Consider the following 12,388-nt stretch of genomic DNA (forward strand, 5'->3'; position numbering starts at 1 on the left):
GTCAGTCCTTCACCGCCCCGCCCAGTCCCGAGACCAGGCGGCGCTGTACGAGTACGAAGAAGACGAGCACCGGGACGGTCATCACGGTCGAGCCGGCCATGATGCCTCCCCAGTCGTTCTCGTCGGGCTTGAAGAAGACGAGCAGGGCCATGGGCAGGGTCGACTGCGAGGTGTCGCTGATGATGAACGACTTCGCGAAGAGGAAGTCGTTCCAGGTGGAGATGAACGAGAAGACGCTGGTGGCGACGAGGCCGGGGAAGACCAGCGGGAAGAGGATCTGCCACAGGAACCGGGTCCTGCTCGCCCCGTCGATCTGGGCCTGCTCCTCCAGGGCCTCCGGGACCGCCTTGACGAAGCCGCGCAGCATCCAGATCGCGAACGGCAGTGAGAAGGCGATGTGCGGGAGGATCAGCGAGCCGAGGGTGTTGAGCTGGCCGGCGTCCCGCATGAGGAAGAACAGCGGGATGGTGAGGGCCTCGACCGGCACCATCTGGGCGACCAGGAACATGATCAGGAGCGTCGTCCGGAACCTGAAGCGGAACCGGGTGACGGCCGTCGCCGCGAGGAAGGCGATCAGCGCGGAGGCGAGGACGACCGTGCCCGCCACGATCAGCGAGTTCAGGAAGTAGCGCCCGAAGTCCTGCTGTTCGAAGACCCGGCGGAACGAGTCGAGGGACGGGGAGAGCGTCCACGGCCGGGGCTCGGTGGACTGGATCTCACCGGCCGGCTTGAAGGCCGAGAGGACCATCCAGTACAGCGGGAAGGCGACGGCGGCCGCGACGAGCAGGGTGACGGCCTCGGCGGCGAGGCGGCCGGGGCGGCGGACGCGGAGAACGGTCGGGACGCTCACAGTTCTTCTCCCTGACGTCGCAGCAGGCGCAGGTAGACGAGCGTCACGGCCAGCAGGATCAGCAGCATGACGACGCCGATCGCCGAGCCCAGGCTGTACTGGGACGAGGCGAAGGCCTTCTGGTAGGCGTACACGTTGAGGACGAGGTTCTGGCCGGCGATGCCGCCGCCGTTCGTCATCACGTAGATCTGGGTGAAGACCTTGAAGTCCCAGATGATCGACTGGATCGTGACGACGACCAGGATCGGCCGGAGCACCGGCGCCATGACCGAGCGCCAGATCCGCCACTGCGAGGCGCCGTCGAGGGCAGCGGCCTCCAGGACCTCGGACGGGATGGCCTTGATGCCCGCGTAGACGGTGACCATCACGAACGGGAAGGAGCACCAGACGACTTCGAGGAGGACGAGGGCGAAGGCGCTGTACCGCCCGTACGTCCAGGAGAAGTCGCCGAGCCCGAGCAGCTTGTTGACGGGGCCGAAGTCGGGGTCGAAGAGGAAGACCCAGACCGTGGAGCCGGTGACCGCCGGCGTGGCCCAGGCGCCGAGCGCGGCCATCATCAGGACGAACCGCGGCAGGGCACGCACGCGCGTGAGGAGTACGGCGAGGGCGCAGCCGACGGCGAGCGTGGTGACGACGCAGGCGGCGGCGAAGAGGACGGTGGCGAGGAGGACCTGCCAGAACTGGGGGTCGGCGAAGAGGGCCGTGTAGTTGCCGAAGCCCTTGAAGGAGGTGGGTTCGCCGCCGCTGACCTGGGCCTGGGTGTACTCCAGGAAGGAGATCAGGCCGAGCTGGTAGACGGGGTAGACGAGGAGTCCGCCGAGGACGGCGAGGGCGGGCAGCAGGTACAGCCAGGGGGTCCAGGGGCGGTGGCCCCTGGGGCCGCCGCGCCGGGCCGGCCGGGGGGCGGCCGGGGGCGTGGTCGCACCCGGCCGCTTCTGGGTGACGGTGAGCTGGGTCGTCATGCGGCTCAGCCCGCCGGCGCGAAGGCCGCGTCCATCTTCTTCGCGGCGTCGTCGGCCGCCGCCTTGACGTCCTTACGGCCGCTGACGACCTCCTGGAACATCGTGGGCAGCACGAGGGAGGCGTCGATCTGACCCCAGCCGGGGGACGCCGGGACGAACTTGGTGCCGGCGCCGAGGGTGTCGATGAAGGGCTTCACGAAGGGCTGCCGCTGGGCGGCGGCGGTCCGGACGTCGGTGTACGTGGGGAGGAAGCCCATCGCGTCGAAGAGCCTGCCCTGGGTCTCCTTGCCGGTGAGGGACTTGAGGAGGTCGACGGCGAGGCTGCGGTGGGAGGTGCTCTTGAGGACGCCGATGTTGTTTCCGCCGGCGAAGGCCGGGGCGATGGAGCCGGGGGTGGTGCCGGGCAGCGGGACGACGGCGTACTTGCCCTTGACGGTGCCGGCCTCGACGGCGGCGTGGCTGAAGTCGCCGCCGATGGCCATGGCGGCCTTGCCGGAGGCGAAGGCGGTGACGGTGGCGTTGCCGCCCATCTGGGCGCACTTGGCGGCGGGGCAGTTGTCGTCGCCGAAGAGCGAGGTGTAGGTGCTGATGCCCTTGAGGGCGGCCTCGCTGTTGACGGCGGCCTTGTACGCGTCGCCGTTCGCGGTGGCGAGTTCGCCGCCGGCCGCCCAGACGAAGGGCATGGCGCCGTAGGTGTACGCGCCGCCGACGGCGATGCCGTACAGCTCGGGCCTGGCCTTGCGGATCTTCTTGGCGGTGGAGACGAGTTCGGCCTGGCTCTTGGGGGCGGTGAGGCCGAGTTCCCCGAACACGTCGGTGCGGTAGTAGAGGGCGCGGACGCCGACGAACAACGGGGCGCCGTACACCTTGCCGCCGACCGTGACGGACTGCCTGGCGGTGGGGTCGGTGTCCTTGGCCTCGTCCCAGGCGCCGAACTCGGCGCTGATGTCGGCGAGTCCGCCGTCCTTGACGTATCCGGCGGTGTCGGTGTTGCCGTACTCGATGAGGTCGGGGGCCGACCTGGGGTCGTTGAAGGCGGCCTTGACGCGCTGGGCGCGGGTCTCGACGGGGATGTACTCGACCTCGACCTTCGCGCCCTGGTGCTGCTTCTCGAAGGCGGCGACGGCCTGCGCGACGACCTGCTCCTTGGGCTTGTTGCTCACCTCCTGGAAGAGCCAGACCCGCAGGGTGCCGGTCTTCTCGTCCGTCGTGGCCTTGCCGTCGGACGTCTGGGGCGCGCAGGCCGTGGCGGTCAGGCCGGCCAGCAGGAGCGCGGCGGCCGGGGCGGTGACGCGGGCGGCGACGCGAGGAAGCTTCATGACGGATCCCCTCCGGATGCGTGCGTTGCAACATGCGCAATGCGCGTTTCGTTCTGCACAACACGCGTGAGGTTAGGCGCGCCTCCGGCGGCCCGACAAGAGGTCTCGACCACCTCAACCACTCCGTGACCGGCGGACGCACCCTGCGCAACGGCTCAGCGGACCGGGAGCGCCATGGCCGCGCGCCGGAGAGCGCCCGCTCGCACTCCGGAGAGCGGCACGGCCGCACTCCGGAGAGCGACACAGCCGCGCACCGGGAAACGGAACGGCCCCCGTCACCCGTACCGAAGTACGCGCGACGGGGGCCGTCCCCGACATTCCCGGACGTCAGGACACCTCTACTTGTCCTTGCCGCCCTTGTCCTTGTCGCCACCGCCGGCGCCCATGGAGTCGTAGATCTCCTTGCACATCGGACAGACCGGGTACTTCTTGGGGTCGCGCCCCGGTACCCAGACCTTTCCGCACAGCGCCACGACGGGGGTCCCGTCGAGGGCGCTCGCCATGATCTTGTCCTTCTGGACGTAATGGGCGTAGCGCTCGTGGTCGCCGTCACCGTGGGACACCTGCGGCGTCGGCTCGACGAGGGTTCCCGTACCTGCCCCGCGCTCGGGCTCGAGAGTGCTCATGGGACCCAAGGGTACCCACGCCCGCGGCGGGACAGAGCCCTCCGTCACGGCGGTCACCGGGCGTCCGGGGCCACCGGAGCGGTGCGCCGCCAGCGGGCCGGGATCCGGCGGACGAGCCAGCGGTTGGCCGGCTCCTCGACGAAGCGGTAGAGCGCCCAGGACATCACGAGGATGACGAGGCCCATCCCGAGCATGGTGAAGAGCGCCGAGTCCCGGTCGGGGATCCGGCCCCACTCGTAGGTGGCGAAGCGGCTGACCGAGTGGTGCAGCAGGTAGAAGCTGTACGACCAGACGCCGAGCAGGATGAGCGGCTTCTTGTTGAGGACGCCCTTGTGGCCCGCGAGCTCACGCTGCACGAACGCGATGATGATCAGCGCGGCGAGCACGGCCAGGGTGGGCCGCAGTGTGTACTCCAGCTGCGCGTCGTAGGCCGGGGACAGGCGCTCCCGCAGCTCGAAGTAGGCGTAGACGTACACGCCGAGCAGGGCCAGCGGCACGATCGGGCGCAGCGGCACCCGCAGGCCGCGGCGGATCAGCAGGGCGACCGTCATGCCGAGGAGGAACTGCGGCAGGTAGACGGCGGGGTGCCGCATGACCCAGCGGGCGGTCTCGCCGTCGAGGTTGTCGAAGGACCACCAGGCGACGGCCCACATCGCCAGGAGACCGGCGATGGTGAGTCCGACGAGGAGCGGGGTGCGCATCCGGACGACGAAGCGGGCGAGCAGCGGGAAGAGCGCGTAGAAGAGGATCTCGACGCTGAGGGTCCAGGTGACCGGGTTGCCGGGCAGGGTCGGCGTGGCCTCGGGCAGCCAGTTCTGGACGAGGAAGAGGGAGGCGATGAACGACTTCCACTCGACGGCCTCGTGGGCGCGCACGTAGAAGACGTAGTACGCCAGCACCGCGGCGACCAGGGTCGCCGGCCAGATGCGCGCGACCCGGCGGATGTAGAAGGCGATCGGGTGCTCGTACGGCTTGTACACCCAGGTCAGGAGGAAGCCCGAGAGGACGAAGAAGAAGGTGACGCCGTGGGCGCCCATCTCCGAGTACGGGAAGATGGACGGCGCCCGCCCATAACCCGTCTTGCCGCCGACTCCGGTGAAGTGGTGGGCGAACACCGCGAAGGCCGCGAAGAACCTCAGACTCGTGAGCGAGTCGAGGCGGGCGGGAAGCGCGGATCCGACCGACTCGGCGGCCTGCTTCGGGACCCGGCCGACCCGGGTGGCGGTTATGACAGGCACTTGTCATCTCTTGATCGTCTGGGCGCGGCTGATGCGCACAATGGCTCAGGAAAGTCGGCTCATCGTACGCATCGCGTCCGCCATCGGACACATGTGCGCACCCAGGAGTTCACCCACCGGCGCGCCGGGCGGCGCCCGCCGGCCCGGTCGCCTCAGTTCAGGGACGGATCGTCCGGGTAGGTCGCGATCATCGCGAGCTCGCCGCGCTGCCGCCGGAGCACCTGCCGCCAGAGCGTCTCGGGCTGCGGCGAGGAGACGTCGCCGGGCTCCGACTCGACCACGTACCAGGCTCCGTCGCCGAGCTCGGTCTCCAGCTGGCCGGGGCCCCAGCCCGCGTACCCGGCGAAGATCCGCAGCGACCCGAGGGCCGGTCCGAGCAGCTCGGGCGGGGTCTCCAGGTCGACCAGGCCGATCGCCCCGTACACCCGTCGCCAGCCGAGCGGCCCCTCGTCACCGGGGATCACCGCGACGCCGAGCGCGGCGTCGAGGGAGACGGGGCCGCCCTGGAAGACCACCCCGGGTTCGCCGGCGAGGCCGGCCCACGGGGCGAGGATGTCGCCGACGGTCACCGGCGTCGGCCGGTTGAGGACCACACCGAGCGAGCCCTCGTCGTCGTGATCGAGCAGCAGCACCACCGCGCGGTCGAAATTCGGGTCCGCGAGGGCGGGGGTCGCGACGAGCAGCCGTCCTGTGAGCGAGGACACCTCGGTCATGCGACACATGATCCCGCATCTTCGGCGTTCGCGGGGGGTCTCGGACGCCACGGAGGGACGCGATGTCCGGAACTCGCCGACCGTCGCAGATCAGAGGGGACGGGGCGGGCCCGTTACGGCGCCCGGGCGGCACAAGCGGACGGTAACGCTCCGCAAGATCATGGGAACAGAGGGTGTTGTGCCGAATTCATTACATCTGACAGGCCCCCCGAGGCACCCAAGAGAGGTCTCATGGCCCCTTACCCTTTTCACTGGCCACCCGACCGACCCACTCCGGAACGCGAGATTCATGACCGGCACAGACAGCCACGATGTACTGCTCGTCCACGGCGGAACCCCGCTGGAGGGCGAGATCCGCGTCCGCGGCGCGAAGAACCTCGTGCCCAAGGCGATGGTCGCCGCGCTGCTCGGCAGCGGCCCCAGCCGCCTGCGCAATGTGCCCGACATCCGTGACGTCCGGGTGGTCCGCGGGCTGCTCCAGCTGCACGGCGTGACGGTCCGTCCGGGCGAGGAGCCCGGCGAGCTCGTCCTCGACCCGACGCACGTCGAGTCGGCGAACGTCGCCGACATCGATGCCCACGCCGGCTCGTCCCGTATCCCGATCCTCTTCTGCGGCCCGCTGCTGCACCGCCTCGGCCACGCCTTCATCCCGGGCCTCGGCGGCTGCGACATCGGCGGCCGGCCCATCGACTTCCACTTCGACGTGCTGCGCCAGTTCGGCGCGACCATCGAGAAGCGGGACGACGGGCAGTACCTGGAGGCCCCGCAGCGCCTTCGCGGTTGCAAGATCCGGCTGCCGTACCCCTCGGTCGGTTCGACCGAGCAGGTGCTGCTGACGGCGGTGCTCGCCGAGGGCGTCACCGAGCTGTCGAACGCCGCCGTGGAGCCCGAGATCGAGGACCTCATCTGCGTGCTGCAGAAGATGGGCGCGATCATCTCCATGGACACCGACCGGACCATCCGGATCACCGGTGTCGACCGCCTCGACGGCTACACCCACCGGGCGCTCCCGGACCGCCTGGAGGCGGCCTCCTGGGCGTCCGCGGCGCTCGCGACCGAGGGCAACATCTACGTGCGCGGCGCCCAGCAGCGCTCGATGATGACCTTCCTCAACACCTACCGGAAGGTGGGTGGCGCCTTCGAGATCGACGACGAGGGCATCCGCTTCTGGCACCCGGGCGGCTCGCTCAACGCGATCCACCTGGAGACGGACGTGCACCCCGGCTTCCAGACGGACTGGCAGCAGCCGCTGGTCGTGGCCCTGACGCAGGCCTCCGGCCTCTCCATCGTCCACGAGACGGTGTACGAGTCCCGGCTCGGCTTCACCTCCGCGCTCAACCAGATGGGCGCTCACATCCAGCTGTACCGCGAGTGCCTCGGCGGCTCCGACTGCCGCTTCGGCCAGCGCAACTTCCTGCACTCGGCGGTCGTGTCCGGCCCGACGAAGCTCCAGGGCGCCGACCTGGTCATCCCCGACCTGCGCGGCGGCTTCTCGTACCTGATCGCGGCGCTCGCGGCGCAGGGCACCTCCCGGGTGCACGGCATCGAGCTGATCAACCGCGGCTACGAGAACTTCATGGAGAAGCTCGTCGAGCTCGGCGCCAAGGTCGAACTCCCGGGCAGCGCGCTGGTCTGACCGGCCGTACGCGCCGACCGGACCGGCTCGTACGGGCTGGTCCGACCGGCCTGGACGCGCGGGTCCGACCGGCCTGTACGGGCTGGTCCGACCAGCTCGTACGCGCACGGGGACCCGCTCCCCGCGCGCGTGCCCGGCGTCCGACCGCGTCAACGGGCCTCTGACGGGCAAACGAAAGGGCGGCCACCCCCTGACAGGGTGGCCGCCCTTTCTGTGCCTCCAGGCTGCCTTACGCGGCCTTGGCGGCCTTACTTGCCCTTGGCGGCTTCCTTGAGCTTCGAGCCCGCGGAGACCTTCACGCTGTAGCCGGCCGGGATGTTGATCGGGTCGCCGGTCTGCGGGTTACGAGCGGTGCGAGCGGCACGGTGGGTGCGCTCGAAGGTCAGGAAGCCGGGGATGGTGACCTTCTCGTCGCCCTTGGCGACGACCTCACCGACGGTCTCGGCGAGAGCGGCCAGCACGGCGTCGGCGTCCTTGCGGGTCACCTCGGCGCGGTCGGCCAGGGCGGCCACCAGCTCACTGCGGTTCATGTTGTTACTCCCGTGTTCTTCTTGCCTGTGAGGCGTGCCACGCGGCGGAAGCCGCGTGATTGGGTACAGCGAAGCCGATGCTGCCAGGGCCTTCGGACAGTCCCCGGACCCGGGTCTAATGACAGACCCTCGCGCCCAAACACGCATCCTGCCCCCACCAGCGGCGGGAACGCCAATCCGGCACCCCCTGGGGTCACACGAAAAGCGCCAGAGCCCCGTGGTGGTGACGTTCTGTCGACTCCGCGAAAACCATGCGGAGCCGAAACGCCACCCTAAAGGCGGGTTTACGACTCCGCGAATCGCGACGCGCCGTCAGCGCCCGGACGCCGCAGGGCTTCCGGTCGCCGCCTTGGCCGCGTTGCGCACGGCTCCGGCGACCGCGCCCGCGACCTTGTCGTTGAAGACCGACGGGATGATGTAGTTCGGGTTCAGTTCGTCCTCGGTGACGACGTCGGCGAGGGCCGTGGCGGCCGCCAGCATCATCTCCGTGTTGACGGTACGGGACTGGGCGTCCAGGAGACCGCGGAAGACACCCGGGAAGACCAGCACGTTGTTGATCTGGTTCGGGAAGTCCGAGCGGCCGGTGGCGACGACGGCGGCCGTCTGGCGCGCGGCGGCCGGGTCGACCTCCGGGTCGGGGTTCGCGAGCGCGAAGACGATCGCTCCCTCCGCCATCGCGGCGACGTCGTCCGCGCCCAGCAGGTTCGGGGCCGAGACGCCGATGAAGACGTCCGCGCCGACCACGGCCTCCTTGAGGGTGCCGGTGACGCCCTCGGGGTTGGTGTTGTCGGCGATCCAGCGCAGCGGAGTGCCGGGCGCGGCGTCGACCAGGTCCTCGCGGCCCGCGTGCACCACACCGTGGATGTCGGCGACGACGGCGTGCTTGACGCCCGCCGCGATGAGCAGCTTGAGGATGGCCGTACCGGCGGCGCCGGCACCGGACATGACGACCCGTACGTCGCCGATGCCCTTGTTGACCACGCGGAGGGCGTTGGTCAGGGCGGCGAGGACGACGATGGCGGTGCCGTGCTGGTCGTCGTGGAAGACGGGGATGTCGAGGGCCTCGCGCAGCCGGGCCTCGATCTCGAAGCAGCGGGGCGCGGAGATGTCCTCCAGGTTGATGCCCGCGAAGCCGGGGGCGATGGCCTTGACGATGGACACGATCTCGTCGGTGTCCTGCGTGTCGAGGCAGATCGGCCAGGCGTCGATGCCGGCGAAGCGCTTGAAGAGGGCGGCCTTGCCCTCCATGACGGGCAGGGCGGCCATCGGGCCGATGTTGCCGAGGCCGAGGACGGCGGAGCCGTCGGTGACGACCGCGACGGAGTTGCGCTTGATGGTGAGGCGGCGGGCGTCCTCGGGGTTCTCGGCGATCGCCATGCACACGCGGGCGACGCCCGGGGTGTAGATCATGGAGAGATCGTCACGGTTGCGGATGGGGTGCTTGGACGCCATCTCGATCTTGCCGCCGAGGTGCATCAGGAACGTACGGTCGGAGACCTTGCCCAGGACGACGCCCTCGATGGTGCGCAGCTGCTCGACGATCTCGTCGGCGTGCGCCGTGGAGGTCGCGGCGATGGTGACGTCGATACGGAGCTTCTCGTGGCCGGAGGCGGTCACGTCGAGGCCGGTGACGGATCCGCCGTGGGACTCCACCGCCGTGGTGAGCTGGGAGACCGCGGTTCCGCTCGCGGGAACCTCCAGCCGGACCGTCATCGAGTACGAGACGCTGGGCGCCGTTGCCATGGCCGAGTTCCTCTGCTTTCCCTGAGCTTCGTTGCTACGCCGCCCCGGCTGGTTGCCCGGCGGCGCCCTCCGATGGTCGCACCTACCTGCCGGTAGCAGGTAATGCGGTCATTTTGTTTTCGGAAAGTAGTTTCCACCATACGAGAAACTGTCGGGAAACAGAAGAGGTCCCCGTCACCAGGGGTGACGAGGACCTCAACTTCGTACGTACGTCTAAGTGGCACCGACCCGCCATGCTCGCCTCGCGGCAAGTGGTCCCTCTGAGGGACGAAGGTTGGGCCCGGGGGCTTGGATCGAGCCGGTGCCACGACAAGGCTAACAAACCACCCTGGTCGGTGATTCCAGCGCCACAGGTTGACCTGAAATCGGCGCCTCCCGCCCCGCGGGATCAGTCCCTCAGCAGGTCCGGGACCCCCGCCTCGTCCGGCATGTCCGCCGCCGCCGCGACCACCGTGAGCTGCTGCGTCGCCCGGGTCAGGGCCACGTAGAGGACCCGCAGGCCGGCCGGGGACTCGTCCGCGATCTCCGCGGGCGAGACGACGACCGTGGCGTCGTACTCCAGACCCTTCGCCTCCAGGGAGCCGAGCGCCACCACCCGGTCGCCCAGCTCGGCCAGCCAGCGGGCCGCCTCCTGACGCCGGTTCATGGCGACGACGACACCGACGGTGCCCTCGACCCGCTCCAGGAGCAGCCGCGCCTCGGACCGAACAGTTTCGGCCAGATCGGGCTTCCCCGCCGTCTCCCCCACCGGTACGAAACGGGGCTCGACGCCCGTCGAGCGGACCGCGCGCGGCGACTCCTTGCCCGGCATGGCGAGGGCCAGCACCTTGGCCGCGAGCTCGGCGATCTCGGCCGGGTTCCGGTAGTTCACGGTCAGCTCGAAGCGGCGGCGCGGCCGGGACCCGAGGGCCTCGTCACGGGCCGCCGCGGCCTCGTCCGGGTCCGACCAGGAGGACTGCGCCGGGTCACCGACGACCGTCCAGGTGGCGTGCCGGCCGCGCCGCCCGACCATCCGCCACTGCATGGGCGTGAGGTCCTGCGCCTCGTCGACGATCACGTGCGCGTACTCGGTGCGCTCCGCGGCGAGCCGCTCGGCCCGCTCGCGCTGGGTCTCCTCCCGTACGGGCATGAGCTCCTCCAGGCCCGTGAGCTGGTCGAGCGGGTCGTACTCGCGCTTCTTCCGGGGCCGGGCCGGGGTCCCGACCAGGGTGTGCAGCTCGTCGAGGAGCGCCACGTCGTGGACGGACAGCTCCGTGCGGCGCAGCGAGCGGGCGAGCCGGCGCACCTCCCCCGGGTTGAGGATCCGGCGGGCCCAGCGGCCGAGCCGGCGCTCGTCGGCCATCGCGTCGAGGACCCGGCGCGGGGTGAGTTCGGGCCACCAGGCGTCGAGGAACCCGAGGAAGGAGTCCTCCGTCGACACGTCCTCGTCGAAGGAGGAGCGCAGTTCGGCGGCGAGCTCGGGGTCGCTGTGCCGGCCGACCGCGCCCGACTTGGCGTACAGGGCGTCCAGGAGCAGCTTGCGGGCGCGCGGGCGCAGCAGGTTGACGGGGGCGGTGCCGCCGAGGACGTTGTGCCGGATGCGCCGCAGCTCGTCGGCCTCCAGCTCCAGACGGCGGCCGAAGGCGACGACCCTCAGCCGCGTCGGCGTGCCGGCCGGGGCGGCGGCCTCTTCCTCCTCCCCCAGCTCCGGCTGGACCTTCGGCGCGGGGGTCTCCAGGGCGCCGCGGGCGGCCTTGCGGAGCACGTGGAGCATCCGGGAGGAGCCCTTGATCCGGGCGACGGCCGGGTCGTCGTAGGCGGTGGCCTCGGCGCCGTCGACGAGACTGCCGACCGCGCGGATGGCGACCTGCCCCTCCTCTCCCAGGGAGGGCAGGACGCCCTCGGTGTACGAGACGAGGAGCGGGGTCGGCGAGACGATCAGGATGCCGCCCGCGTACCGCCGCCGGTCCTGGTAGAGCAGGTACGCGGCCCGGTGCAGGGCCACGGCGGTCTTGCCGGTCCCGGGCCCGCCCTCGACGTACGTGACGGAGGCGGCGGGCGCGCGGATGACGAGGTCCTGCTCGGCCTGGATGGAGGACACGATGTCCCGCATGGTGTGACTGCGGGCCTGCCCGAGCGCGGCCATCAGGGCGCCGTCGCCGATCACGGGCAGCTCGCGCCCGCCCAGGGTGGCCCGGAGCTCGGGACGCATCAGGTCGTCCTCGACCCCGAGGACCTGGCGGCCCTTGGAACGGATGACCCTGCGCCGTACGACCCGGCCCGGATCGACCGGCGTGGACCGGTAGAAGGGCGCGGCGGCGGGTGCCCGCCAGTCGATGACCAGCGGCGCGTAGTCGGAGTCGAGGACGCCGATCCGGCCGATGTGGAGGGTCTCGCCGATCTCGGCGGTGCTGTCGGGCCGTACGGCGTCCTCCGCGGGCTCGACGGAGGTGTAGGCCCCGTCCGGGCCCTTCTTCCCGTCCTTCCCCTCCAGCAGATCGATCCGGCCGAAGAGGAAGTCCTCGAACTCGTTGTTGAGCCGGTTGAGGTGGATGCCGGCCCGGAAGACCTGGGCGTCGCGCTCGGCGAGCGCGCCGGGCGTGCCGACCTGGCCCCGCTGGGCGGCGTCGTTCATCAGGAACTCCGCCTCGTGGATCTTCTCCTCCAGTCGGCGGTAGACGTGATCCAGATGTTCCTGCTCGACACCGATCTCACGGTCTCTGACCGTGTCCACGGCTTCCTGCGCGGCCACCTAAGGCCCCCTTCTGACGTGCACTGGGCAGCCGTCGAGC

At 70.5% G+C, this 12,388-nt stretch carries 10 protein-coding genes; 1 reads left to right on the forward strand and 9 read right to left on the reverse strand.

All coding sequences use genetic code 11. The features are described 5' to 3' along the window. Position 1: 1 nt before the first annotated feature. The 6 genes from ACIP8Z_RS16380 to ACIP8Z_RS16405 form a co-directional block, all read right to left on the reverse strand. The gene (locus ACIP8Z_RS16380; RefSeq protein WP_319309622.1) at positions 2–850 is read right to left on the reverse strand and encodes a carbohydrate ABC transporter permease; all 849 of its coding nucleotides are present in this window, start codon (positions 848–850) and stop codon (positions 2–4) included. Further along, a complete protein-coding gene (locus tag ACIP8Z_RS16385) occupies positions 847–1,812 on the reverse strand; it encodes a carbohydrate ABC transporter permease (protein WP_402083715.1) in 966 nt (321 codons plus the stop codon). The genes ACIP8Z_RS16380 and ACIP8Z_RS16385 overlap by 4 nt, the downstream gene beginning before the upstream one ends. A gap of 5 nt (positions 1,813–1,817) precedes the next feature. Continuing rightward, positions 1,818–3,131 (reverse strand): extracellular solute-binding protein, encoded by a 1,314-nt coding sequence (locus ACIP8Z_RS16390; RefSeq protein WP_402083718.1) that lies wholly within the window; start codon positions 3,129–3,131, stop codon positions 1,818–1,820. A gap of 338 nt (positions 3,132–3,469) precedes the next feature. Continuing rightward, on the reverse strand, positions 3,470–3,757 hold the full coding sequence (locus ACIP8Z_RS16395; protein WP_015033918.1) for a DUF3039 domain-containing protein: 288 nt from the start codon (positions 3,755–3,757) through the stop codon (positions 3,470–3,472). 53 nt (positions 3,758–3,810) lie between these two features. Further along, positions 3,811–4,995: an acyltransferase family protein gene (locus tag ACIP8Z_RS16400; RefSeq protein WP_402083721.1), complete on the reverse strand. Its 1,185-nt coding sequence runs from the start codon at positions 4,993–4,995 to the stop codon at positions 3,811–3,813. Between the two features lie 152 nt (positions 4,996–5,147). Continuing rightward, positions 5,148–5,708, reverse strand: coding sequence for a YqgE/AlgH family protein (locus tag ACIP8Z_RS16405; RefSeq protein ID WP_030324470.1), 561 nt, complete (start codon positions 5,706–5,708; stop codon positions 5,148–5,150). Between the two features lie 289 nt (positions 5,709–5,997). Between ACIP8Z_RS16405 and murA the strand changes: the two genes are divergently transcribed. Continuing rightward, positions 5,998–7,344: a UDP-N-acetylglucosamine 1-carboxyvinyltransferase gene (murA, locus tag ACIP8Z_RS16410; RefSeq protein WP_073913346.1), complete on the forward strand. Its 1,347-nt coding sequence runs from the start codon at positions 5,998–6,000 to the stop codon at positions 7,342–7,344. Positions 7,345–7,592: 248 nt separating this feature from the next. Here murA and ACIP8Z_RS16415 read toward each other — a convergent pair whose 3' ends face one another. From ACIP8Z_RS16415 to ACIP8Z_RS16425, 3 genes are all read right to left on the reverse strand, one after another. Next, the gene (locus tag ACIP8Z_RS16415) at positions 7,593–7,874 is read right to left on the reverse strand and encodes an HU family DNA-binding protein (protein WP_017237029.1); all 282 of its coding nucleotides are present in this window, start codon (positions 7,872–7,874) and stop codon (positions 7,593–7,595) included. Between the two features lie 312 nt (positions 7,875–8,186). Beyond that, positions 8,187–9,617 carry an NAD-dependent malic enzyme gene (locus tag ACIP8Z_RS16420; protein WP_402083725.1) on the reverse strand — a complete coding sequence of 477 codons (1,431 nt, stop codon included), beginning with the start codon at positions 9,615–9,617 and terminating at the stop codon, positions 8,187–8,189. A gap of 388 nt (positions 9,618–10,005) precedes the next feature. Beyond that, positions 10,006–12,348: a HelD family protein gene (locus ACIP8Z_RS16425; RefSeq protein WP_402083727.1), complete on the reverse strand. Its 2,343-nt coding sequence runs from the start codon at positions 12,346–12,348 to the stop codon at positions 10,006–10,008. Positions 12,349–12,388: the final 40 nt, after the last annotated feature.

The organism is Streptomyces sp. NPDC088553 (assembly GCF_044752965.1).
Taxonomy (GTDB): domain Bacteria; phylum Actinomycetota; class Actinomycetes; order Streptomycetales; family Streptomycetaceae; genus Streptomyces.